The sequence below is a fragment of the Nakamurella panacisegetis genome (assembly GCF_900104535.1).
Lineage (GTDB): Bacteria > Actinomycetota > Actinomycetes > Mycobacteriales > Nakamurellaceae > Nakamurella > Nakamurella panacisegetis.
Map to the genome: position 1 here is coordinate 1404042 of NZ_LT629710.1, position 24983 is coordinate 1429024.

General features: G+C 68.3%; 21 protein-coding genes. 9 read left to right on the forward strand and 12 right to left on the reverse strand.

Features of this window, described 5'->3' with window-relative positions; all coding sequences use genetic code 11:
* Positions 1–168 precede the first annotated feature (168 nt).
* The 3 genes from BLS97_RS06155 to BLS97_RS06165 are packed head-to-tail and all read left to right on the forward strand — an operon-like array spanning position 169 to position 2863.
* The gene (locus BLS97_RS06155) at positions 169–1194 is read left to right on the forward strand and encodes an ABC transporter substrate-binding protein (RefSeq protein ID WP_090475138.1); all 1026 of its coding nucleotides are present in this window, start codon (positions 169–171) and stop codon (positions 1192–1194) included.
* A gap of 5 nt (positions 1195–1199) precedes the next feature.
* Positions 1200–2063: an amino acid ABC transporter permease gene (locus BLS97_RS06160; protein WP_197676433.1), complete on the forward strand. Its 864-nt coding sequence runs from the start codon at positions 1200–1202 to the stop codon at positions 2061–2063.
* The gene (locus BLS97_RS06165; protein ID WP_090475140.1) at positions 2060–2863 is read left to right on the forward strand and encodes an amino acid ABC transporter ATP-binding protein; all 804 of its coding nucleotides are present in this window, start codon (positions 2060–2062) and stop codon (positions 2861–2863) included. The genes BLS97_RS06160 and BLS97_RS06165 overlap by 4 nt, the downstream gene beginning before the upstream one ends.
* Before the next feature lie 16 nt (positions 2864–2879).
* Here BLS97_RS06165 and BLS97_RS06170 read toward each other — a convergent pair whose 3' ends face one another.
* Positions 2880–4310: a hypothetical protein gene (locus tag BLS97_RS06170; RefSeq protein WP_157695228.1), complete on the reverse strand. Its 1431-nt coding sequence runs from the start codon at positions 4308–4310 to the stop codon at positions 2880–2882.
* A gap of 125 nt (positions 4311–4435) precedes the next feature.
* On the opposite strand from BLS97_RS06170, the gene BLS97_RS06175 reads away from it, so the two are divergent.
* The 3 genes from BLS97_RS06175 (at position 4436) to BLS97_RS06185 (ending at position 8218) form a co-directional block, all read left to right on the forward strand.
* Positions 4436–6091, forward strand: a complete 1656-nt coding sequence (locus BLS97_RS06175) for an FAD-binding dehydrogenase (RefSeq protein WP_090475143.1) — start codon at positions 4436–4438, stop codon at positions 6089–6091.
* Positions 6092–6167: 76 nt separating this feature from the next.
* Positions 6168–6953: an LLM class F420-dependent oxidoreductase gene (locus tag BLS97_RS06180; protein ID WP_090481485.1), complete on the forward strand. Its 786-nt coding sequence runs from the start codon at positions 6168–6170 to the stop codon at positions 6951–6953.
* A gap of 350 nt (positions 6954–7303) precedes the next feature.
* Positions 7304–8218: an alpha/beta fold hydrolase gene (locus BLS97_RS06185; RefSeq protein ID WP_090475145.1), complete on the forward strand. Its 915-nt coding sequence runs from the start codon at positions 7304–7306 to the stop codon at positions 8216–8218.
* Positions 8219–8435: 217 nt separating this feature from the next.
* Here BLS97_RS06185 and BLS97_RS06190 read toward each other — a convergent pair whose 3' ends face one another.
* Positions 8436–9863, reverse strand: coding sequence for a GH1 family beta-glucosidase (locus BLS97_RS06190; RefSeq protein WP_090475147.1), 1428 nt, complete (start codon positions 9861–9863; stop codon positions 8436–8438).
* Between the two features lie 182 nt (positions 9864–10045).
* Between BLS97_RS06190 and argG the strand changes: the two genes are divergently transcribed.
* On the forward strand, positions 10046–11464 hold the full coding sequence (gene argG, locus BLS97_RS06195; protein ID WP_090475148.1) for an argininosuccinate synthase: 1419 nt from the start codon (positions 10046–10048) through the stop codon (positions 11462–11464).
* A gap of 21 nt (positions 11465–11485) precedes the next feature.
* On the opposite strand, the gene BLS97_RS06200 is transcribed toward argG, so the two are convergent.
* From BLS97_RS06200 to BLS97_RS06235, 8 genes are all read right to left on the reverse strand, one after another.
* Positions 11486–12022 (reverse strand): DinB family protein, encoded by a 537-nt coding sequence (locus BLS97_RS06200; protein ID WP_090475150.1) that lies wholly within the window; start codon positions 12020–12022, stop codon positions 11486–11488.
* 65 nt (positions 12023–12087) lie between these two features.
* Positions 12088–14325 carry an alpha-xylosidase gene (gene yicI, locus BLS97_RS06205; protein WP_090481487.1) on the reverse strand — a complete coding sequence of 746 codons (2238 nt, stop codon included), beginning with the start codon at positions 14323–14325 and terminating at the stop codon, positions 12088–12090.
* On the reverse strand, positions 14325–15434 hold the full coding sequence (locus tag BLS97_RS06210; RefSeq protein WP_090475152.1) for a Gfo/Idh/MocA family protein: 1110 nt from the start codon (positions 15432–15434) through the stop codon (positions 14325–14327). The genes yicI and BLS97_RS06210 overlap by 1 nt, the downstream gene beginning before the upstream one ends.
* 137 nt (positions 15435–15571) lie before the next feature.
* A complete protein-coding gene (locus BLS97_RS06215; RefSeq protein WP_090475154.1) occupies positions 15572–16372 on the reverse strand; it encodes a ThuA domain-containing protein in 801 nt (266 codons plus the stop codon).
* Between the two features lie 20 nt (positions 16373–16392).
* Positions 16393–17253, reverse strand: a complete 861-nt coding sequence (locus tag BLS97_RS06220; RefSeq protein WP_090475156.1) for a carbohydrate ABC transporter permease — start codon at positions 17251–17253, stop codon at positions 16393–16395.
* 13 nt (positions 17254–17266) lie between these two features.
* Positions 17267–18223 carry a carbohydrate ABC transporter permease gene (locus BLS97_RS06225; RefSeq protein WP_090475158.1) on the reverse strand — a complete coding sequence of 319 codons (957 nt, stop codon included), beginning with the start codon at positions 18221–18223 and terminating at the stop codon, positions 17267–17269.
* Between the two features lie 6 nt (positions 18224–18229).
* Positions 18230–19483 (reverse strand): sugar ABC transporter substrate-binding protein, encoded by a 1254-nt coding sequence (locus BLS97_RS06230; protein WP_090475160.1) that lies wholly within the window; start codon positions 19481–19483, stop codon positions 18230–18232.
* Between the two features lie 138 nt (positions 19484–19621).
* On the reverse strand, positions 19622–20656 hold the full coding sequence (locus tag BLS97_RS06235; RefSeq protein ID WP_090475161.1) for a LacI family DNA-binding transcriptional regulator: 1035 nt from the start codon (positions 20654–20656) through the stop codon (positions 19622–19624).
* Positions 20657–21032: 376 nt separating this feature from the next.
* On the opposite strand from BLS97_RS06235, the gene BLS97_RS06240 reads away from it, so the two are divergent.
* Positions 21033–21815: an amino acid ABC transporter ATP-binding protein gene (locus BLS97_RS06240; protein WP_090475163.1), complete on the forward strand. Its 783-nt coding sequence runs from the start codon at positions 21033–21035 to the stop codon at positions 21813–21815.
* 86 nt (positions 21816–21901) lie between these two features.
* Positions 21902–23101 carry an MFS transporter gene (locus BLS97_RS06245; protein ID WP_157695229.1) on the forward strand — a complete coding sequence of 400 codons (1200 nt, stop codon included), beginning with the start codon at positions 21902–21904 and terminating at the stop codon, positions 23099–23101.
* Between the two features lie 3 nt (positions 23102–23104).
* Here BLS97_RS06245 and BLS97_RS22700 read toward each other — a convergent pair whose 3' ends face one another.
* Complete coding sequence (locus tag BLS97_RS22700) at positions 23105–23416, reverse strand: ankyrin repeat domain-containing protein (protein WP_157695230.1); 312 nt, start codon at positions 23414–23416, stop codon at positions 23105–23107.
* Positions 23417–24035: 619 nt separating this feature from the next.
* On the reverse strand, positions 24036–24938 hold the full coding sequence (locus BLS97_RS06255; RefSeq protein WP_090481493.1) for a diacylglycerol kinase: 903 nt from the start codon (positions 24936–24938) through the stop codon (positions 24036–24038).
* Positions 24939–24983: the final 45 nt, after the last annotated feature.

Below are 24983 nucleotides of genomic sequence, written 5' to 3' on the forward strand. Positions count from 1 at the left end.
CGGGTCGCGAATGGTGCGCCGCGCGGCATCGGGGTGGGACTGAGTGGTGGACCACAGCACGGGTCGACCATTCCGTCCGGGTCGGCGCAGGTCCGTATGCTCGGCTGGTCCTGCTGCGCGATCGCTCGTCGTCGCCCGGCTGATCGCCCCGAACCAGTGGAGCCCTCGATGTCCGTCCGTCGTCCTCTGACCCTTGTGGTCGCCCTGGCTGCGGCCACCGCACTGACCGTTTCGGCCTGCGGGTCGTCGTCCAGTGGTTCGACCGGGGCGTCCGCGACCTCCGGCTCGGCCGTCGCGTCGGCCCCGGCCGCCGCCGCGGTGAGCAGCTCCGCCGCCTCGTCGGCCGGATCCTCGGCGGCCGCCCCGTCCGCGGTCGGCGCCACCGGTTCGTCGCAACCGGCGTCCTCGGTTGCTTCGTCCGGCGCGGGTTCGGTCAGCCTGACCGGATGCACCCCGGCCGACCTGAAGACCGTCGCCGGCGGCACGCTGACCATCGCCACCGACAACCCGGCCTACGACCCGTGGTTCTCGGGCAACGACCCGAGCAATGGCAAGGGCTTCGAATCCGCGGTCGCCTACGCCGTGGCCACCAAACTCGGGTACACCAAGGCCCAGGTGAAATGGGTCAAGGAGTCATTCAACGCGGCGATCTCGCCGGCCCCGAAGAACTTCGACTTCGACATCAACGAGTTCACCATCACCGCCGAGCGGGCCAAGGCGGTCGACTTCTCGACCAGCTACTACGACGTGACGCAGGCGGTGGTCACGGTCAAGGGTTCGAAGATCGCCTCCGCCAAGTCCGTCGCCGACCTCAAGGGCGCGAAACTGGGCGCACAGATCGGCACCACCAGTCTGGACGCACTCAACGGGGTCATCGCCCCGTCGTCGAAGGCGACCATCTTCCCGACCAACGACGCCGCGGTCGCCCAGCTCAAGAACGGACAGGTCGACGGGATCGTGGTCGACACCCCGACCGCCTTCTACATGGCCTCGGCGCAGCTCGACAACGGCGTGATCGTCGGACAGCTGCCCTCCGGCAGCGGCAAGCCGGACCAGTTCGGTCTGCTCCTGGACAAGGGCTCGCCGCTGACCGCGTGCGCGAGCAAGGCGGTCGACGCTCTGCGCGCCGACGGCACCCTGACCAAGCTGCAGACGACCTGGCTGGCCAACGCCGGCGCACCCGTCCTCAAGTAGTCCGCGTGACCTCGGCGGACGGCTGGGCGCCGTCCAAGATCCAGCAGGAGCGCCTGGCCTACCGCCGCTCGCGCAGCCGGCGATCGACCCTGATCGCCGCCACGTCGACGGTCGTGCTGATCGCGGTGGTCGCCGTGGCGGTCGTCAACACGCAGGGGTGGCCGCGGTTCAAGGCGTCGTTCCTGGACCTGAAGTACGGCTGGCAGGTGTTGCCGGACATCGCCAAGGGTCTCTGGCTGAACGTCCGGCTGATGGTGGTCTGCGAGGTGATCATCCTGGTCCTGGCCATGGTGCTGGCCGTCGCCCGGTCGCTGCGAGGTCCGGTCTTCTTCCCGGTCCGCGCGGCCGCCACGATCTACACCGATATCTTCCGTGGGCTGCCGCTGCTGCTGGTGCTGTACCTGCTGGGTTTCGGCGTTCCGGCCCTGCGCATCAGCTGGCTGCCGAACAACACGTTGATCTGGGGCGCTGCCGGGCTGATCCTGACCTACACCGCCTACAACGCGGAGGTACTGCGGGCCGGGATGGAATCGGTTCATCCCTCGCAGCGGGCGGCGGCCCGGTCGCTCGGCCTCTCGCACGCCAAGACCATGCGTCACGTCGTCATTCCGCAGGCCTTCCGCCGGGTGATGCCGCCGCTCCTCAACGACCTGGTGTCGCTGCAGAAGGACACGGCGTTGATCGCCGCCCTCGGCACGCCGTACTACGACGCGGTACTGCAGGCCGACATCGACGCCAAGACGACGTACAACTACACGCCGTACGTGGTCGCCGGTCTGTTGTTCCTGCTGCTCACCATTCCCATGACGAGGTTCACCGACGCCTTCGCCCGCCGACAGGGCTGGACGACCGCGGGAGCGACGGTATGAATCAGCCCTCCGAGCCGTACCGGTCCTCCGAGCCGCCCCGGCCGACCGGACCCGAGCCGGACCTCCTGCAGATCGAGCACCTGCGGAAGTCCTACGGCGAGCACGTCATCCTGCGTGACCTGTCGCTGTCGGTGGCGCCGCACCAGTGCGTGGTGCTGATCGGAGCGTCCGGTTCCGGGAAGTCGACGCTGTTGCGCTGCCTCAACCTGCTGGAGACGGTCGACGACGGGATCATCCGGCTGGGCGGGGTCGACATCACCGACCCGCGGGCCCGCGCCGACGACATCCGCACCCGGGTCGGGATCGTCTTCCAGTCGTTCAACCTGTTCCCGCACATGAGCGTGCTCGACAACGTCACCCTCGCCTCCCGGGTGGTGCACGGCATCGACCGCGGCCGGGCCGAGGCCGACGCGATGGCCATGCTGGACCGGGTCGGCCTGGCCGAGAAGGCGAAGGCCAGGCCGGACAACCTGTCCGGCGGCCAGCAGCAGCGGGTGGCGATCGCCCGGGCCCTGGTCAACCGGCCCCTGCTGATGCTGTTCGACGAGGTCACCAGCGCCCTCGACCCGGAGCTGGTCGGCGAGGTGCTCGGCCTGCTGACCGAGCTGAAGTCGGAGGGCATGACCATGCTGGTGGCCACCCACGAGATGGGCTTCGCCCGTCAGGTAGCCGACGAGGTGGTTTTCCTGGCCGACGGCGGGGTCGCCGAATCAGGACCGCCCGAGCAGGTGCTGGCCGACCCGGTCGATCCGCGCACCCAACGATTCCTGCGCCGCATCATCGACGCCGGACGCCTGTGACTCCGGCGTCGTCGGGTCAGGACGCCTGCGTGGTGCGGCACGATCCCAGCGCCACCTGGTGCAGGCTCATGCCGTTCGCCAGGTCCCGGTAGGGCCGGAAGAACTGCGGGTCCGACCAGTCCCACACGCGGTGTGGTGACGCCGACAGCGGCGTCGGGGTTGCACTCCAGCAATAGGCGGAGCGCAGCAGCCCGCCGGTCGCGTTGACGAACAGGCTCCAGGCCAGCACGAGGACGATCAGCACGGGCACGACCCGGCCCCGGTGGGCCGGTTCGGGGGTACCGGGCGTCCGCGGGCGGAACAACAACCCCAGCACCGGCGCCGACAGCACCATCAGGAACGGCAGGACGTCGATCATCAGACGCGGGCCGTACGTCGATCCTCCGGACGAGCCGTACTTGGACACCACCAGCAGCTGCCCGACGAACGAGAGCCCGAGCACCACGTCGAAGCCGGTCAGGGCGCGTCGACGCCACATCCACCACAGGCCGGCACCGGCGAACAGCAACACCGGGTCGAAGAACACCATGCCCCGCGACGGTGAGATCAGGTTGACCCCGATGCTCTCCCAGAAGCCGTATTCCACGGTCCCGGAGAGGTTGCTGGCCAGGTAGTACGGCGGCAGCACGGCCCGGTACTGCGTGTAGGAGAAGGCGACGAACACGGCCGCGACGACCAGCAGGGCGGCGGCGGCCGGGACCACCCGGTTCCGCCGGGTCACCAGCAACCAGCCGCCGATCAACACCACCACGACGACATCGGTCGGCCGCGAGATCGCGGCCAACCCCAGGAACAATCCGAGGGCGGCACCGTACTTCCACGACCGGTGCAACCGCTGGACGGCCAGCAGGGCGCAGACCAGGAACAGCATCGACGCGGTCTGCTGCCACAGCGCCCGGGACGCGATCGACCAGGCACTTGAGGCGAACGCGAACACCAGCGCGACGGTCAGCGCGACCTTCGGCGTAGCCCACGGACGGTCACTGCCCAGGACGACCTTGCGGAGCAGGACGGTCGTCACGGCCACGATCAGGCTCGCCGTCGGCACCTCGACCAGCCACACCTGGCTCGGATCGGAGATGGACAACGAGGCCGGGGACCGCCCGAACAGCGCCGACAGGAAGTCGGCCGGCGCCGCCAACAGCATGGTCGGCCACGGGTAGAAGGGCACCAGGTGCCCGCCCACGCTGACCAGGTCACGGCGATAGGTCAGCTCGGCCACCACGCGGTAGCCGTCGAGGTGCAGGTTGAAATGGTGGAAGAACTGCCAGGCGGTGATCGTCGACAGCCGCGAATCGGCGGACTGCGGCGTCGGGCTGAAGGTGTGGACGAGAAAGACGAAGGCCCCGAGCCCCCAGGTCCGCGCCCACGGCCGTCGATACCACGACGCGGCAGAGGCATCCGGCGTCACCCGGTCGGAGCCGGCCATCTCCGCAGCAGTCGGCACCGCCGCAGCATAGTGGCCGGGAGTGTGGGCCTGTGGCAGTGTGCTCGTATGAAAGAGCAGGGCAGCGAGGGACGCACGCGGTGCCAGGCCGACGGTGCGACGAGCCCGTCCGCGCACAGCCGCCCGTGAGGGACACCGAGGTTCTGGTCATCGGGGCCGGCCTGTCCGGTCTGGTCGCGGCGGCCGAGGCCGCTGACGCCGGGCGGCGGGTGTACCTGCTGGACCAGGAGCCGGCCGCGTCGATCGGCGGACAGGCGTGGTGGTCGTTCGGCGGACTGTTCCTGGTCGACAGCCCCGAGCAGCGCCGGCTCGGGATCAAGGATTCGGCCGACCTGGCCCTGGCCGACTGGATGGGGTCGGCCGGGTTCGACCGGGCGGAGGACCACTGGCCGCGTGAGTGGGCCAAGGCCTACGTGGACTTCGCCGCCGGGGAGAAGCGGTCGTGGCTCCGCCGGCAGGGCATCTCGTTGTTCCCGGTGGTCCAGTGGGCCGAGCGCGGCGGTTACCAGGCCGGTGGACACGGCAACTCGGTTCCGCGGTTCCACATCAGCTGGGGCACCGGGCCGGGCGTCCTGACCCCGTTCGTCCGCCGCGTCATGGACCACGTGCACGCCGGGAAGATCACCTTGCTGTTCCGCCATCGGGTCACCCGGCTGACGACCTTCGGCCGCCGCGTCACCGGGGTGGCGGGTGAGATCCTCGCCCCGTCCGACGTGGCCCGCGGCGAGAGGTCCTCCCGCCAGGTGGTCGGCGAGTTCGCCTTCTCGGCCGGGTCGGTGATCGTCACCTCCGGCGGCATCGGCGCCAACCACGATCTGGTCCGGCGGAACTGGCCCACTGGGTTCGGTGCGCCCCCGTCATCGATGATCTCCGGCGTCCCGGACTCCACCGACGGGCTCATGCTCGGGGTCGCCGCCGCAGCCGGCGGTCGCCTGATCAACGAGGACCGGATGTGGCACTACCCCGAGGGGATCGTCAACCACACCCCGGTGTGGACGGCCCACGGCATCCGCGTCCTGTCCGGGCCCAGTCCGCTCTGGCTCGACGCCACCGGCACCCGGCTGCCCACTCCCCTGTTCCCAGGGTTCGACGCGCTCGGCACGGTTCGTCACATCACCTCCACCGGACATCCCTACTCCTGGTTCGTCACCAGCTTGCGCACCGTCGGGCCGGAGTTCGGGCTGTCCGGCTCGGAGCAGAACGGCGACCTCACCGGGAAGTCGGTCAAGAAGCTGCTGACCGAACGGGCCGGCGGCAAGATCACTCCGTCGGTGCAGGCGTTCCTGGACCGAGGCGTGGACTTCCTGACCGCACCCACGGTCGGTGAACTGGCCGCGAAGATGAACGCGCTGACCGGTGACGACCTGATCGACGCGGACGCCCTGCACGCGGTGATCGTCGGCCGCGATCAGCAGGTGCGATCCGGGCTCGGCAAGGACCCGCAGGTCACGCTGACCGCGGGGGCGCTGCGCTACTTCGGCGACCGGCGGATGCGCGTGGTGACACCGCACGAGATCCTCGACCCGGCGGCCGGTCCGCTGGTCGCGGTGCGGTTGCACATCCTCACCCGCAAGACCCTGGGCGGGCTGGAGACGGACCTGTCCGCCGCGGTTCTCGGGTCGGACGGTGGCGGCCCGGTTCCCGGACTGTTCGCCGCGGGCGAGGCGGCCGGGTTCGGGGGCGGCGGCATCCACGGCTACCGGGCCCTGGAAGGAACCTTCCTGGGCGGTTGCCTGTTCAGCGGCCGCGCCGCCGGGCGGGCCGCCGCCCGGCTGGACTGATCCCCGAACACCTCGTCCCCGAGGCGACACCGGGCCCGGCGACGGCGTTCGGTACCCCGAGGGGAGAATGGGGATCATGACTTCACACCCGATCAGAATCGGCGTCCAACTGCAGCCGCAGCACGCCGACTACAGCCAGATCCGCGACGCTGTCATGCGCTCCGAGGAGAAGGGCGTCGACGTGGTCTTCAACTGGGACCACTTCTACCCGCTGACCGGCGATCCGGACGGTAAGCACTTCGAGTGCTGGACCATGCTGGCAGCCTGGGCCGAGCAGACCGAACGGGTCGAGCTGGGCGCACTCGTCACCTGCGGTGGTTATCGGAATCCCGACCTGCTGGCCGACATGGCCCGCACCGTCGATCACATCGCGGGCGGCCGCCTGATCCTGGGGATCGGCAGCGGCTGGTTCGAGAAGGACTACGACAACTACGGCTATGACTTCACCACCGCCGGCGAGCGTCTGAACCTGCTGGGCGAGTACCTGCCACGGATCAAGTCGCGGTTCGGGAAGCTGAACCCGCCACCCACCCGCGACATCCCGATCCTGATCGGTGGAGGCGGCGAGAAGAAGACCCTCCGCTACGTGGCCGAGTACGCCGATGTCTGGCACGTCTTCGGCGACCACGAGACCCTGGTCCGCAAGGCGCGGATCCTGGACGAGCACTGCGCCGTCGTCGGGCGCGATCCCGACCAGATCCAGCGGTCGACGGCGGTGTCCGGTGGACCGGAGAAGGGTGGCGCCGCCGACGCGATGGTCGACCTCGGGTTCAGCCTGTTCACCGTCGGGATCAGCGGTCCCGACTACGACCTCTCCCAGCTCGACGCCTGGCTCGCCTGGCGCGACCAGCACAACGACTGATCGGCCCATTTGCCGCGAAAATGACGTATCGACCTCGGATCGGCGGCCCTGCGGCCGCCGATCCGGGGTTTTACACCGGAACGCCACCCAATCGACACCAAAGTGTCACATCACAGTCCGGTGTCGGCGGCAATATCGGCCGCCCCGGCTACGTATAACAGGAGTGAGGACGGAAGGCCGTCGGGGAACGGAACGCCATTGCTCAGGCACCCGGTGTGACGAAGTACTGGAATGTCTGGTCGCGTATCAGCGTGATGGATGGCCACTCCTGGACTCACATGTACGTGCGTATCCGGAGAGACAGCAGATTGGGCCCCAGCGTGCTACCCGCGGCCAGCAGTTACCTTGACATGTTCGACGACGAAGTCACCCTGCTGTCGGAGGTCGAACACCCCGCCTACGGAGCCATCCGCGTGCCCGACGGGCGGGCGCTGGCCTGGGCCGAGTACGGAAGTGCCCGCGGCCTGCCGTGCATCCTGATCCCCGACGTGGGGTCGTCCCGTCTGGCTCCGGCCTGGCTCCTGCACGACTCGGCTCTACCGTCGGCCGTCCGGTTGCTCGCCCTGGACCGGCCCGGTACCGGTGCATCGGATCCGATCGGTCTCGGCGGCCAGGAGGACCCGGCGGAGGACCTTCGCCGCTTGGTCGACACCCTCGCCGTCGGGCGGGTCGCCGTCATCGGGATCGGTCAGGGCATCGACGACGTCTTCGCGTTCGCGTCCCGCTACCCGCGGTTGGTGGCCTCGGTGACCGCCGTGTCGGCCCGCATGACGGATCCGCTACCGGCTCGGCGCAGCCTGCGGCGGCCGTTCGGTGAGCGCGCCACGCACCCGGCCGGCGGTCTGTTCGGGGCCTGGCTCACGGCCCTGGGTTCGGGCGACCTGACGAAGGAATCCACCTGGGCGAAGGCGATCCCGCGGATGTCCTCCGAGATCAGGGCGGCGCTCGGTGACCGTTGGCTGGAGGAGGACTTCCGCGCCGCGGTCGCCGTCGACGCCGAGCAGACCCAGCAGATCTGGGGCACCGTCTCGCGTCCGCCGGCCACCAACGCCTGGCTCGCCAACCCGAACACCGAGGGCGTGCCGGTGCATCTGTGGCACGGGCAGAACGAAGGTCTGACCAGCGTGTCCGACGTCCGCAGCGCCGTCGGCGCCCGTCCCGGCTGGGAGGTCACCGCCGCCGCCGGCCCCACCGCCGTCCTGGGAATCTGGCCGCAGATCCTGTCCACAGCGGCCAGCTCGTTCCGGGCCGTCTCCGCCGCCTGACCACTGCTGCCCCTGGCCTCGGGCTGCCGTTCTGCGCATGGGCTGCCGTTCTGCCCATGGGCTGCCGTTCTGCGCATGGGCTGCCGTTCTGCGCATACGTTTCTGCCCGGCGCATACCGTTCTTCCGGTTGCCGGCCGTCCGGCGGCCGATTCGGGACGTCTTCTATGCGCCGGGCAGTTCTGTATGCGCCGGCCGGTCGGCGATCAGGGTCGGCGATCAGTACGTGACGTCCCGGCCCGGCAGGCCGTTGGTCGTGGCCAGGGTCCGGTACCAGTAGGCCGAGTCCTTCCAGCTGCGCTCCAGGGTCTGGAAGTCGACCCGGATGATGCCGAATCGGCGGTCGTAGCCGAAGGACCACTCGAAGTTGTCCAGCAACGACCAGACGAAGTAGCCGCGCAGATCGATCCCGGCGTCCAGGGCCGCCCCGACGGCGTCCAGGTGCCGGTAGAGGTAGTCGACCCGGTCGGCGTCGTGGACCCGCCCGTCGGCCGACACGGTGTCGTGGAACGCGGCACCGTTCTCCGTGACCATCAGAGGCGTTCCGGGGTAGCGCGTACCCACGTCGACCAGCAGTGACGTGAACGAGGCGGGGTCGATGTTCCAGCCCATCGACGTGTACGGGCCGGGCTGGGGCAGGAACTCGACGTCGTCCGCGCCGACCCACGGGCTGGCGGCGCCGTCGCCGTGGTTGTCCGCTTCGCGCTTCTCGCCGATGCCGGAGAACTTCTGCGCCCGCGAGGACGAGTAGTAGTTGACGCCCAGGATGCTCAGCGGGATGTTGATCAGTTCCAGGTCCCCGTCCTGGACGAACGCCCAGTCGGTGATGTGCGCGGTCTGCTCCAGCAGCTCGGCCGGGTACCGGCCGTCCAGCATCGGCTGCAGGAAGGCCTCGTTGCCCAGGTTGTCGATCTTGCGGACGGCCGCCCGGTCGTCCGCCGACGACGGATCGACCGGGTGCGTGACGTGCAGGTTCAGGGTCACCGAGATCTTGGTGTCCGGCCCCAGCACCTTCCGGACGGCCCGGCCGGCCAGGCCGTGGGCCAGGTTCAGGTGGTGCACCGCGGCCAGGGCCTTCGCGCCGTCGGTCAGGCCGGGGGCGTGCACGCCGGAGGCGTAGCCCAGGTAGGCCGCGCACCACGGTTCGTTGAGCGTGGTCCAGACCGAGATCCGGTCACCCAGCTCACGGGCCATCCGCTCGGCGTAGGCGGCGAACCGGAACGCGGTCTCGCGGTTGGCCCAGCCGCCCTCGTCCTCGAGTTCCTGCGGGAGGTCCCAGTGGTACAGCGTGACCACCGGCTGCACGCCCGCCTCGATCAGCGCATCGACCAGGTTCGAGTAGAACGCGATGCCCTCGGCGTTGAACTCGCCCGAGCCGCCCGGTTGCACCCGTGGCCAGGAGATGGAGAAGCGGTAGGCGTGCAGGCCGAGGTTCTTGATGTGCTGAACGTCCTCGGGCCACCGGTGGTAGTGGTCGTCGGCGACGTCGCCGGTGTCCCCGCCGAGCACCTTGCCCGGGGTGTGGCTGAAGGTGTCCCAGATCGACGGTCCTCGACCACCCTCGGTGGCGGCCCCCTCGATCTGGTACGACGCGGTCGCCGAGCCCCAGAGGAAGCCGTCGGGGAAGGTTCGGTTGCTGCTCGTCACAGAGGTTTCCTCATCGCCGGGGGTGAACGGGTATCGGGGAGCCTATCCGGGCGCGCGGCGGATCCGTTTCCGGAGGAGCGGAGCGAAGATGACGCCACTCGGGACGGGCGCGGTCGCGGGTGGGAGCAGGCCCACGCCCGCCGGGGCCCGGACAACGCCTCCGGCCGGATAAGGTCATCGTCGTGTCCAAAGTCCTCACTTCCCTGCCGGTCGGCGAGCGTGTCGGTATCGCATTCTCCGGTGGCCTCGATACGTCCGTCGCCGTCGCCTGGATGCGCGCCAAGGGCGCGATCCCGTGCACGTACACCGCCGACATCGGCCAGTACGACGAGCCCGACCTGACGGGCGTACCGGTCCGCGCCCAGCAGTACGGGGCCGAGATCGCCCGGGTCGTGGACTGCCGGGCCGCCCTGGTCGAGGAGGGCCTGGTCGCGCTGGCCTGCGGCGCCTTCCACATCCGTACCGGCGGGTCGACGTACTTCAACACCACCCCGCTCGGTCGGGCCGTCACCGGCACCCTGCTGGTCCGGGCGATGCACTCCGACGGGGTCGACATCTGGGGCGACGGGTCGACCTACAAGGGCAACGACATCGAGCGCTTCTACCGCTACGGCCTGCTGGCCAACCCACGGTTGCGCATCTACAAGCCCTGGCTGGACGAGGCCTTCGTCACCGAGCTCGGTGGGCGCAAGGAGATGAGCGAGTGGCTGCTGGCCCAGGGCCTGCCCTACCGCGACAGCGTCGAGAAGGCGTACTCGACCGACGCCAACATCTGGGGCGCCACCCACGAGGCCAAGCAGCTCGAATTCCTGGACACCTCGATCGAGATCGTCGAGCCGATCATGGGGGTGGCGCACTGGGACCCCTCGGTCGCCATCGCCACCGAGGACGTGACCATCGGGTTCCGGCAGGGACGTCCGGTGAGCATCAACGGCACCGACTACTCCGACGCGGTGGCCCTGGTCCACGAGGCCAACACCATCGGCGGCCGGCACGGCCTCGGCATGTCCGACCAGATCGAGAACCGCATCATCGAGGCCAAGTCGCGCGGCATCTACGAGGCACCGGGCATGGCCCTGCTGTTCATCGCCTACGAACGGCTGATCAACGGCATCCACAACGAGGACACCCTGGCCAGCTACCACAACGACGGCCGCCGTCTCGGGCGGCTGCTGTACGAGGGCCGCTGGCTCGACCCCCAGTCGCTGATGCTCCGCGAGTCCCTGCAGCGGTGGGTCGGCAACGCCGTCACCGGCGAGGTCACCCTGCGGCTGCGACGGGGCAACGACTACTCGATCCTGGCCACCTCCGGGCCGAACTTCAGCTACCACCCGGAGAAGCTGTCGATGGAACGCACCCAGGACGCGGCGTTCGGCCCGACCGACCGGATCGGTCAGCTGACGATGCGGAACCTGGACATTGCCGACTCACGGGCCAAGCTGGAGCTCTACGCCGGGCTGGGTCAGCTCGACGCCGAGCAGACGCTGGTCGGCAAGCTGGAGGCTGGTGCCTCCGCGGCCATCGCCAGTCCCCAGCTGACCCCCGAGGAGGCGGCCAGCTTCGCCATCGACCCGGCGGCCATGGACCTGGGCACCGACTGACCCGAGCGGCGCCCGCACCCCTCAGCCCATGGTCTTCTGCCCGTCGATGGCCTCGCGGATGATGTCGGCGTGTCCGGCGTGCTGCGCCGTCTCGCAGGCGATGTGCAGGAACACCTGACGGGCCGACTGACGGGCACCCGGCTTGAACCACGGCGCCGTCGGCAGCGGCTGTGACACCCCGAGATCGGGCAGGCTCGTCAGCAGGGCCTCGGTCCGGATGGCGACGGCCGCGTACGCGGCCAGCACCCCGTCCAGCGACTCCTCCGGCAGCAGCTTGAACTCATTGGCCCGAGCGGTGAACTCGGCCTCGCCCCACTCCGAGAACGGTTTGCCGCCGTCCATCGCCGACGGGCCCTGTTCGATGAAGTCCAGCCAGCCGGCCTCGGTCTTGGCGACGTGCTTGATCAGCCCGCCGATGCACAGGGCGCTCACCGTCGGAGCGGCCGCGGCCTGCTCGTGGGTAAGGCCGTTGGCCGTGTAGATCAGGAAGCGTCGACGTGTCCGCAGGATTTCCAGCAGATCGGCCCGCTCGTCGATGATCGTCTCGGTGCTGCTCATGGTGACTCCTTCGTCGTCGGGAGGTGATGGAACCAGCCTAGGAACGAAGTAGGTCGCGCGCGCTCCTAATGCACCCAGACGTCCCCGCCGGCGGGTGTCGCCTCACCGTCGAGCACCACCGACCACGGGCCGGTGCCCGCAGTCCTGGTCACCACGATGCGCTCACTCGTGCGGCGCACGTGGAAGCGCGCGCTGCCCGCGGCAACCGTCGACTCGAACCCGACGGCCAGTTCGAACAGGTGCAGGATCACGCCGTCGGCGGCGACGAACTCGGTGGTTCCGTCATCGGCCGCGACCGGCAGCACGGTCCCGGGTCGCACCAGCAGCGGCACCGAGTCGTACCCGTGAGTCTCCCGGACCCATCTCGGGCCGGTCACCGTGCCGCCGGTCAACAGGTGCGTCCAGACGCCTTCCGGCACGTAGTACTCGACGTCGCCGTCGTCGGAGAACACCGGCGCCACCAGGAGGGAATCACCCAGCATGTACTGGGTGTCCAGGTGGGCGGTGGTCCGGTCGTCGGGGAATTCCAGCAGCATCGGGCGGAGCATCGGATATCCGCGATCGGTTGTCTCCGAGGCGATCCGGGCCAGGTACGGCATCAGCGACAGCTTCAGCCGGGTGAATTTCCGGGCCACGTCGACGGCTTCCTCGCCGAACGCCCAGGGCGCGCGGACCGAGCCGCTCCCGTGCAGGCGGCTGTGACTGGACAACAGCCCGAACGGCAGCCACCGCTTGAACACGGCCGGGTCGGGCGTGCCCTCGAAGCCGCCGATGTCGTGCGACCAATACCCGAACCCGCTGTAGGCCAATGACAATCCGCCCCGCAGCGTCTCGGCCATGGACGGATAGTTCGACTCGGAGTCGCCGCCCCAGTGCACCGGGAACTGCTGTCCACCAGCCGTGGCCGACCGAGCGAACAGCACGGCTTCGCCATCGCCCCGCCGCTGCCGGAGCAGCTCGTACACGGCCCGGTTGTACAGCTGGGTGTAGTAGTTGTGCATGCGCAGCGGGTCGGACCCGTCGTGCCACACCACATCGATCGGGATCCGCTCGCCAAAGTCGGTCTTGAAGGCATCGACCCCCTGGTCCAGAAGGCGCCCGAGATGCCCGGTGTACCAACGGACCGCGTCCGGATTGGTGAAGTCCACCAGGGCCATTCCGGCCTGCCACATATCCCATTGCCAGACGCTTCCGTCGGGCCGCTTCACCAGGTACCCGCCGTCCCGACCCTCGGCGAACAGGGCCGACTGCTGCGCGATGTACGGGTTGATCCAGACGCAGACCTTCAGCCCATCGGCCTTCAGCCGGGCCAGCATGGCCTCCGGTTCGGGGAAGGTCACCGGGTCCCACTCCAGGTCGCACAACCGGAACCCGCGCATCCAGTAGCAGTCGAAGTGGAAGACGCTCAACGGGATCTCGCGTTCGGCCATGCCGGCGATGAAGCCGGAGACCGTCGCCTCGTCGTAGCTGGTGGTGAACGACGTGGACAGCCACAACCCGAACGACCAGGACGGCACCTGGGGCGGGCGGCCGGTCAGAGCCGTGTAGCGGGACAGGATCTGTTTCGGGGACGGCCCGTGGATGACGAAGTACTCCAGGTGCTGTCCGGGTACCGAGAACTGGTTCCGACTCACCGCCTCCGACCCGATCTCGAACGAGACCCGTTCCGGATGGTTGACGAACACGCCGTAGCCGGCGTTGGTCAGATAGAACGGGACGTTCTTGTACGCCTGCTCGCTGGCCGTCCCGCCGTCCTCGTTCCAGATGTCGACGGTCTGGCCGTTCTTCACCACCGGGCCGAATCGTTCCCCGAGGCCGTAGACCAGATCGCCGACGGCCATCGACAACTGTTGGAACACATGGGACTGCGCCGCATCGTCGGTGACCAGTCCGATGCCGCGGGGGAGGCTGCTGGTCAGCGTCCGACCACCCGCCCGGAAGTCGATCCGCAACGGTTCGCCCCGGCGGACGACGGCCGAAAGGTCACCGGACGTCAACTCGGCCACGGTGTCGTCGATCCGGATCCGGACCGGCGTCGGACCGGCACCGGGGAGGACGAAGTGCGGTCCGGGATCGAGCGCGCCGGAGTGGTGCTCGATCCGCACCTTGATCACGTCGGTCATCGGCGAGGACAGCGTGAGCGTCGCCGTGGCCAGGTTGAGGTCCCAGCCCCGGCCCGTCGACGGCTTGGCCGGCGCCAGCACCTGGAGGTAGTCAGGCCCGGACGTGACCTCGGCGATGTCAATCGGGCGCAGCACGGTGAAGCCCGGTCGGGTCTGCCAGTAGCCGTCGCTGAACTTCATCAGCCGCGGTACCCTCCGGACGCCTGCCACGACTTCAGGACCACCGAGACGTCCTCGCGCGCTTCGGTTTCCAGGGCGGTGTCGAGGGCTGCGGTCATCACGTCGGCCAGCACGACCCTGGCCCGGCGGCGGCCCGACTCGATCGCCGCCTCGACCATGGCCAGGCTGTACACGTTCTCGTGCACCTCGCCCATCGGAGTCTCGCCGGTGCGCAGGGCGTGGACAAACTCCCGCAACGACCCGTCGATGCCGTCGCCGAGCGGGCGGGCACCGGCGATGGGCTGGGTGGATCCGAGCGCCTCCACCTCCGGGGCCTGGTCGCCGTTCCAGAGCGCGCTGCCGTGCTCGCCGCTGGCTCGCCATGAGCCGTTCCACGAGGTTTCCAGGCCGGGACTGCACCAGCTGCCGGTGAAGACATACCGGGCGCCGCCGGCCATCTCGAAGATCGCCGTGCAGCCGGCGTCTCCGCGGTACCAGCTCCAGGACGGGTTGTACTCCTCGCAGTACACCGAGATCGGGTCGCCGCCGAGCAGGTATCGAGCCGAATCCAGTTGGTGGACTGCCATGTCGAGCAGGAGCGGGTGATCCATCTCGTCACGGAATCCGCCGAAATGCGGGGCCTTGAAGAATTCCGTGGTCAGCACGCCGGCCGGCCCGATCGCGGCGATCTGCTCCTTGAACTCCCAGAGCTGGTCGTTGTACCGCCGCGACTGGCTGACCATGAACAGCTCACCGGTGATCTCGGACGCTGCGGCCAGGGAAAGACCCTGGGCCACAGTGGAAGCCACCGGCTTCTCGCCCAGCACCGGCAGGCCGGCGAACAGCGACGCCGTGGTGACCGGGTGGTGCGCGACGGGGACGGTGACGTCGATGACGGCCTGTCCCCCGCTGATCGCCGCCACCGCCACCGCGTCCGCACCGACCGTCACGCGGCGGTCCAGCCCGTCGGCGATCGCCTGCGCCGCAGCGACATTCAGGTCGACCAGCCCGACCAGCTCCACCTCGGGGCAGCCCTCGATCGCCCGCAGCCAGGCCTGGCCCATGCCGCCGACCCCGACCAGGACGACCTTCAGGGGCTGGCCGTCATCGGGAATGGTTCTGAAGTTCATGAATTCCTCACTTGGTGGCGTCACAGCGGCGACGGTGGACGGCATAGATCAACTTCGTGGGCTTGGGACTCGAGTGACGGAAGTGGTCACTTTCATCCATGCCTGCGAAGTTGATCCATGCCGGGGTACGGGTCGGGTCAGGCGGGGACCGGGGCGTCCGCGTCGTCGTCGTGGGCCTCGATCGGGCCGCGGTAGTCCTGGCCGTTGTAGAAATCGTCGGTGTCGTACCGCAGCAGGGTCGGGGCGGACCGCTCGGGACGGACGGTGCGGGCCCACTGCACGCCGTTGGAGATCACCCGACGTACGTCCTTGTGGAAGTAGACCGGGAAGTCCTGGTCTCCGGGCGAGAAGTAGAAGATCTTGCCGAAGCCACGCTTGAAGGTGCAGCCGCTGCGGAACACCTCACCCCCGGTGAAGCCACTGATGAAGATCAGTTCGTCGGGCACCGGGATGTCGAAGAACTCGCCGTACATCTCCTGTTCCTCGATGATGATCGGGTTCGGCACGCCCTGTGCGATCGGGTGGGTCGGGTCGACCGTCCACACAAGCTCGCGGTCGTGCTCGCTGCGCCAGCGCAGCGTGCAGCTGGTGCCCATCAGCTTGCCGAAGATCTTCGACCAGTGCCCGGAATGCAGCACCACCAGTCCCATGCCGGCCAGCACGTGACGGTGCACCCGCTCCACCACGGCGTCGTCGACCTCACCGTGGGCGGCGTGTCCCCACCAGGTCAGGACGTCGGTGTCGGCCAGCACCTCCTCGGTGAGACCGTGCTCCGGGTCGTCGAACACGGCGGTCCGGACGCGAGCGGTGTCACCGAGGTTCTCCCGGATCCCGTCGGCGATGGCTCCGTGCATGCCGGTCGGGTACCGCTCGGCGACGTGGGGTTCGACCTGCTCGTGGCGGTTCTCGCCCCAGACCAGGACTTTCAGCTGCTCCATGGTTTTTCCCTCATCACAGACTATTTGACGGCTCCGCCGGTGGCTCCGGCGGCGATGAACTTCTGGGCCAGCACCAGCAGGATGACGGCCGGGAGCGACGCCAGTACGGCGGTCGCCATCACCGAGCTCCAGTCCTGCACGTGTGCCCCGATGTACTGGAAGATTCCCAAAGTCACCGGTTGCACACTGTCGCCGGTGGTCAGGGTCAAAGCGAACAGGAAGTCGCTCCAGGTGAACAGGAAGGTGAACAGGGCACCGGTGATGATCGCGTTGCGGCTGACCGGGACAACGACCGAGATGAAGGCCCGGAAGTGCCCGGCTCCGTCCACCCGGGCCGCCTCGATGATCGGCTTGGGGATGGTCGTCATGTAGGCCCGCATGATCAGGATCGCGAACGGGATGCCGGCACTGGAATCGGCCAGGATCAGCCCGCCGTAGGTGTTCAGGATGCCCAGGTCGTTGTAGGCGCTGTACAGCGCGTTGGCCACGACGATGCCCGGGATCATCTGGCTGATCAGGATGCCGAACAGCACCAGGCTGGTGCCCCGCATCTTGAACTGGGCCAGCGCATAGGCCGCCGGCGTGGCGATGATCAGCGAGAAGATCACGCTGCCGATGGCGATCAGCAGGCTGGTCATCAGGTGGCGGCCCTGCTCGCTGATGGCCGTCCGGTATCCGGAGAAGTCCGGATGGGTCGGAAACCAGCTGGTGCTCAACGCGCCGCCGCCGGGCTGCAGCGACGCGTTGAGCATCCAGTACACGGGGAACAACATGATGCACAGGAAGATCACTCCGAGGACCGTGTTGATCCACGAGCGACGCTGCCGACGGGAGGTGCCCTTGGTCGCCTTGACGGCCGCGGGGACGGTTGCCGTTGTCATTTCCGAATCCCCTCTACTCGTCGACCGCGCGCCGGGTGGCCCGCAGGTAGAACACGGCGAACACCAACGAGATGACGATCAGGATGTTGCCGAGCGCCGCTCCCTGACCGAATTCGAACTGCCCGAAGGACAGTGCGTACGACTCGGTGGCGATGGTCTGGGTGGCGTTGGCCGGGCCGCCGTTGGTCAGCCCGAGGATGATGTCCAGCACCTTGATCGTATAGACCACGCCGAGCACCAGCACGACGCTGACCACCGGCCGCAGCAGCGGCCAGGTGATGTTACGGAAGGCCTTCCAACCCGTTGCGCCGTCGAGGGAACCGGCTTCGTACAGGTCCTCCGGGATGTCCTGCAGACCTCCGTACAGGATGGTCACGTTGAACGGGATCCCGATCCAGACGTTGACCACGATGACGGCCACCAAGGCGACCGAAGTGCTGGTCAACCACGGAACGCCGGTGGTGATGAGGCCGAGCGACTTCAGGAACTGGTTCAGGGCACCGCTGTCGGTGTCCAGGATCCACTTCCAGATGGCACTGGAGACGATCAACGGAAGCAGCCACGGCAGCAACAGCAGCGACCGCAGGATTCCCGAGAGCCGGAACCGGTTACGGAAGAAGACGGCCAGCGCCAGACCGATGACGAACTGGCCGGCGATCGAGCCGATGGTGAACAGTGCGGTGTTGCGCAGGGCTTGCGAGAAGATGGGCATGCCCACCACCGTCGAATAGTTGCGGAACCCGACCCACGGGGCGAGCCCGGAGAAGAAGGTGCTCGACGTGTAGTCCTGGAAACTCATGGTGATGTTCTTGACCACGGGATACCCGAAGAACAACAACATGTAGACGATGGCCGGGGCGAGGAACAGCCACTGGAACAGGCGTTCCCGGTTGCCCCGCGGCCTGCGCCTGGTCCTGGAGCCTGTTGTCGGCACTCCTTTTCCCAACTTCTCTTCGGCGGTGGTGGACATGATCGATCAACCCACCGTCGAGGCGGCTGTCTTCAACGCATCAGCCGGCGAAGCCTGCCCGGTCAGCGCCGACTGCACGGCCGTGTAAATCGCGGTGGCGGTCTTCGGCCAGGCATCGCCCAGGATGGCGGTACGAGCGCGCGCCGTGGCCACGGTCTTGGTGAACGCGGCCATGGCCGGCGCCTTCTTGAGGAATTCGGTCGACAGCGTCGTCTTCGACGGGACGGTGCCACGGGCGACGGCCATCGCGATCTGGTTGGCGTCGCTGTTCATGCAGGCGACGATCTTCGCGCCGTTCTTCTGGTTCTCGGTGTTGCCGGTGTTCGGGACGGTCCACACCTCGCCGCCGAGCGGTGCCTGGGCGACCTGTCCGGCCTTGTTGACCGGGATCGACACGACACCGTAGTTGAGACCCTTGACGGCGTTGAGCGCCGGGAACTGCCACGGGCCGTTGATCATCATCGCGGCCTTGCCGGCGGCGAACTGGTTCTCGGCGTCGGCCTGGGTCCAGTTGAGCGCGCCCTTGGACAGGGAGCCGTCCTTCATCAGATCGACCCAGAACTGCAGGGCCTCGGCGACCTCCGGCGTGTTGATGTTCTTCTCGGATCCGCCGTTGGACCACATGAACGGCAGGAAGGTCCAACTGCCTTCGTAGGTGGCGTTGGCGTCCAGGGCGATGCCGTACTGGCTGCCGCTGGTGAGCTTCTTGGCGTCGGCGCGCAGGTCGGCCCAGGTGGTCGGGGGCGTGATTCCGGCCTTGGTGAAGACGTCCTTGTTGTAGAACAGCGCGATGGAGTTCACCGTCGGCGCCAGGCCGTAGATCTTGCCGTTGTACGTGCCGGCCTGCAGGATGCCGGGGGCGTAGCCGTCGGTGGAGATGCTGTAGTCCGACAGCGGGGTGAGGGCACCGGATTTCGCGATCTGCTGCATGTCCGGGTTGTCGAGCATCAGGACGTCGGGCAGGGTCTTGGAGGAGCTCTCCTGCAAGACCTTCTGGATCAAACCGCCGCCGGGAACGGCGTCCCGCACGACGGTGATGTTGTTGGCCTTGCCGCAGGCGGTCAGCGTGTTGCCGATGACGACGTTGTCGTTGCCCTCGTTGTAGTAGTCCAGGACGTGGACGGTCGGGGTCCCGCCGCTGGAGGAGGCCGAACTCTTGCTGCCGCAGGCGGCCAGCGCCAGGGGCATGGCGACGATGAGTGCGGCGCTGAGCGCGGCCGTCCTCATCCCTGATGCGCGGTGGGCGCGAAGTGTCTTCATTACGGGGGTCCCTTTTCTCCTTTGATGGGGCCGTGACGGTCACGGACACCGCGTACTCGCAACGTGCGTCGATGCGCATCGATATTGCGCATCGATCGATATTGCCGGATGGCGCGGGCCGCGCCATCCGACCGGCAGTTAGTGAATTGCGCGACGCCCGTGGGACGGAGGGCGGTTGGTGCTGGCCCGTCGGGCCAGTGACACCGGAACGAGATCGACCTGTCCGGTGATGGCGCCGTCTTTGTTCAGCATGCGGAAGAGCGCGTCCATGGCGCGGCGCGTCACCTCGGTGACCTGTTGCTGCACAGTGGTCATCGGCACCCGTAGTCGCTCGGCGAGCGCGTCCGGGCACAGGCCGATCACGGCCACGTCGGAGCCAGGGACCAGCCCGTGCTCGAGCAGCACGGCCGTCACCGGGTCGGGCGAATCCGAATGCTGCAGGATCAACCCGGTGACCGGCGGTGACATCTTCATCATGGTGTTGATGGCCCGCGACACATCGGAGTGATTCGCCTCCATGTTGACCGTCCGGATGTTCAGACCCCGGCGCGCCGCCGCGGCCGCGATCCCGCGACGGAACCGAACGGAAAAATTGGCCCGTCCCTTCGTGCTGTCGGGATCGATACCCAGCAAACCGATCTCGGTGTGTCCGAGATCGGCCAACTCGTCGACGCAAACCTGGCCGGCGCCCTCGAAATCGAAGTCGACGCAGTACAGACCGTCACTGTCGTCGGGGACCCCGATCAACACGACCGGAGCTCCGAGGGATCGGGCGACGGCGAGGCGATCGTCCTGCGACCCGACTTCCATCAGGATCAGGGCATCGCACAAGGCCCGCCCGACCAGCCGACGCAGGCCAGCCGGACCTTCGTCCGCCGTCACCAGCAGGATGTCGTAGTCGTGGGCCCTGGCCCCCGCCGCGATTCCGGCCATGAACTCGGAGATGACCGACATGTCCATGTTCGCCCGGAACGGCAGCACCAGCCCGATGACGTTCGTCTTGCTGCTGGCCAGCGCCTGGGCGCCCGAATTGGGATGGTAACCCAATTCCTCGATGACCTGCTCGACCCGTCGGCGCGTTTCCGGCGAAATGGACCGCTTCCCGCTCATCACATAGGAGACAGTGCTCTGCGAGACGCCGGCCGCGCGCGCCACATCTTCACTGGTCGGCACAGCCGGTCACCTCCTCGTGTCCGTTCGTCCATCTTCACCTGCAAGCCGATCACGCAACCCGACCGATTTGACCCGATGTCCGCTGGACCCGGGGCAAGTTATCGATGCGCTTCGACGGGTTTGAGTATTGAGTGAACTAAAGCTTCGAGTCAAGGCCAACAGATAACGAACAGGTCACGATCTGCGACGCGGGTCACAGGGACGTCACGTCGAGACCGGCGTCCTCGTCCGACGCCGATCGTTCCCGCAGGCCGGGCGGCCGATGGGTCGGCCACCGGAGCGGCGCGGAGCCCGATGCCCTCGGTCGGCCGGGAGCCGGTCCGTCGGTCGCGACCTCCCACTGGCCTTGTCCGGCGCACATCCCTAGTCTCAGCCCATGACCGCTGCCCCTCTCCCCGATCGGGCCGGATCATCGGACGACACTGGCGCCCTCCTGCAGATCCGCCACCTCCGGAAGCTGTTCGATTCGTTCGTCGCCCTGGATGACGTCAGCCTCGACGTCAGCCGGGGCGAGGTGGTCGTCGTACTCGGCCCCTCTGGTTCGGGCAAGTCGACGCTGTGCCGCTGCATCAACCGGATGGAGAAGCCGACCTCCGGCTCGATCCGGATCGACGGCGTCGAAGTCCCCCAGGAGGGCAGGGCCCTCGCCCAGTTGCGGACCGACGTCGGCATGGTCTTCCAGTCGTTCAACCTGTTCCGGCATCTGTCGGTGCTGGACAACGTGATGCTCGGCCCCGTCCGCGTCCGAGGATTGACCACGACGGACGCGCGCCGGGAAGCGATGGACCTGCTCGATCGGGTCGGCATCGGCTCCAAGGCGGACGGCATGCCGGCCGAGCTCTCCGGTGGCCAGCAGCAAAGAGTCGCCATCGCAAGGTCTTTGGCCATGCACCCGAAGATCATGCTGTTCGACGAGCCGACCAGCGCCCTCGATCCGGAGATGGTCTCGGGCGTGCTGGACGTCATGGTGGAGCTGGCCGCCGACGGCATGACGATGCTGGTCGTCACCCACGAGATGGGGTTCGCCCGCAAGGCAGCCGACCGTGTCGTCTTCATGGACGCGGGCAACATCGCCGAGATCGCCACCCCCGACGATTTCTTCGACCACCCGAGCACCGAGAGGGCTCGGGACTTCCTCTCGAAGATCCTGGCCCACTGAGGCGCGGGGCCCCGGTCGACCCGTCGGCCGATCCATGCCACCGGACCTGACATCCGGGACGCGCCCGTTGCGCGATAATCCTCCTGGTGCATGCCTCTCGCGGAACCTCCAAGGCCCTGCTGCTCTCCGCGGTCGTCGTACTAGCCCTGAACCTGCGGCTGTCGGTCAACGCGCTGGGCACGCTGCTTCCGGAGATCCGGGTCGATCTGCACGTGTCGGCCGGCGCTGCCGGTCTGTTGCTGGCCCTGCCCCCGCTGGTCTTCGCGTTCGCCGGGATCGTGACGCCGATGGTGGCGGCCCGGGTGGGCAATCACCGGTTGGTGGTCATGGCCCTGTTGATCTCCGGCGCCGGTCAGATCCTCCGGGCCCTCGGCCCGGGGGTGATCTCCCTCTTCCTGGGCACCCTGATCGCGCTGGTCGGCCTGGCCATCGGCAACGTCCTGATGCCCGGCCTGATCCGGCAGCACTTCCCACAGCAGATCACCACCATCACATCGGTCTACGTGACCATGCTGTCGCTGGGCGCCACCGTGTCCTCCGGTCTGAGCATTCCGGTCGAACACGCACTGCACGGCACCTGGCGGGCGCCGCTGCTGGTGTGGGCGGCGATCGCCGTCATCGCGCTGTTGCCCTGGCTGGCCGTCGCTTTCGGATCGCGCCGCACCGCCCGGTCCCGCCGCCACTCCTCGGTTCCGTTACGCGCGTTGATCCGGTCGCCGCTGGCCTGGGCCATGGCCATCATGTTCGGTGTGCAGTCGGCCCACATTTACGTAGTCATCGGCTGGTTGGGGCAGGTGCTGTTGGACGCGGGGGTCGGCGAAGTCAAGATGGGGGCGCTGCTGTCCATGGCGCCGGCCATCGGCATCGCCATGTCGCTGGCCGTCCCGGTGCTCCTTCGGCGGCAACGGCTGGCGCTGCCGCTGATCCTGCTGCTCTCCGCGTGCTATCTGGTCGGATATCTCGGTCTGATGCTGGCCCCGGTCAGCGGGGCCTGGGTGTGGATGTTCTTCATGGGCGTCGGCGGCGGCACCTTCCCGGTGGTGCTCACCCTGGTCGCATTGCGCGCCTTCACCGCGGACGGCGTCATCGCCTTGTCCGCCTTCACCCAGTGCGTCGGCTACCTGATCGGAGCGTTGGCGCCGGTGGCCTTCGGGTTGGTCCACGACGTCGGCCACAGCTGGACGCCATCGCTGATCCTGATGATGGTCCTGCTGCTGCCGATGGCCGCGGTCGGGTCCCGACTTGCACGGCCACGGTACCTGGAGGACGAGATCCCCACCGTTTGAGCCCTATCGGGCGGTGAGCAGATTGACGACATCCTGATGGCCGAAATGCTGCGCCCACTGCAACGGGGTGACCTGGAACCGGCGATCGAGGGCCGACGGGTCCGCGCCGGCCGCGAGGAGGACGCGGACCAGGTCAACGTCGCCCTCGCCGGCCGCGACATGCAGTGCGGTCTCCCGCTCCTGCTCCACCGGCAGTTCCTGACGGCCCTTTGCGTTGACGTCGAACCCGTTGGCCAGCAACAACTTGATTCCGTCCTGGGAGCCGGCCACCGTCGCCCGCAGGATCGACGACGGGTGACGGCGACGAACCGACACGACCTGCCGGCCCGACGCCGACGCAACCGTTGCCTCGTCGCCCGACAGGAGCGCCCCGATCAGAACCGCGTCCGGATCGAGACTGTCGGCCGCACCGAGATCCCCAGCAAGCAGGCGATCTCGGCGCGCCGTCTCCGGTGCCGAGCCCGTAGTCGAACAGGTTCTCCAGATGACTGTCGTCGGGTTCGAACATCCGGTTGTAGAGGGTCTGGCCGTCGTTCGGCTCGGCGCCGGCCTCCAGCAGCAGTCGGGCCAACCTTGTCGCGTGCGGGTAATGGGGCTGGTTCGACACGCCTTGCTCACCGGATCCGAATATTCCGGTCAGTACGGTGAACGGACAGGTGAGCCCGTGCCAGAGATAGCCGGCATCGGGGTCGGCGCCGGCCTGCAGCAGCAACCCGGCACTGGTCAGGACGTCGCCCACCAGGACTTCGGGGTCGTGGCGCGCGTAGGCCAGGTACATCAGCGGTGGCCACCGCAGCGGACCGCCGGCCACGACCGCCAGGCGCGGATCGGCCGCGAGAAACCGTTGCACCGCAGCATGATCGACGCAGGCGCTGGCGGTGTAGATGTCGGCGCCCGGCAGGTCGGGGTGCTCGGCCAGCAGGTAGGTCGTCCTCTACCCTCGGACCGGAGCGACCATCGCTGGAGCGAAGACCCGCAACGCGTCCGGGACGGCGACGCAGGTGAGCGGCAACGGGGCAACCAGCTCTCCGTCGGCGTAGGCGCTCACCCCTGGGGCCTGGACCTCGACGCGCCGGGACCGGTAGGTCAGGACCTCCGGGTACCGCAGGTGACGCCCGCGGTACACCGACGGGAACAGCCGCGCCAGCTTGGCCCGGCTCATCCGGGAGACGATGGTGACGTCGAGTCGGCCGTCGGACATCGAGGCGTTCGGGCAGATCCTCATTCCACCGCCGTAGGACGGCCCGTTGCCGACCGCGACCAGCATCGCCGGGCCTTCGATGACCTGGTCGTCCAGCTCGATCCGGAACTGGATCGGCCGGAAGGACGCCAGTACGGCGATGATGGCCAGGTTGTACCGCATCCGCCCCCGCGGCCAGGTCATCCGGTTCGCGCGGTCGTTGACCCGGGAATCGAACCCGCTGGCCACTACCGCCCCGAACCACCGGTCCCCGGCCCGGCCGAGATCGATGGTGCGGACCGGCCCGGCCAGGATGAGATCGACCGCCTGGTCGGTCGACTTCCGGGGGATGCCGAGCGACCGCGCGATGTCGTTGCCGGTGCCGGCCGGAATGACGCCGAGTGTGCAGCTCGTCCCGGCCACCGTCTGCAGCGCCAGGTGCACGATGCCGTCCCCGCCGCAGGCCACCAGCTCGGTGGCGCCGGAGGAAACCGCCTGAGCCGCAAGGTCCGCGGTCTCGGCCGGGCCGGCACCGGTCAGCAGCTCGACCCGCACCCCGACCGCTCGGAACCGCGCCGCTGCCCGCCGGCCCTCTCCCAGTGCCCGGCCGCCACCGGCGACCGGGTTCACCAGCACGGCAACGTGCTCGAGGCCCATTCGCCGAGACGGTACACGGGTGGGTCGAGTACCGCCGGACGGCGC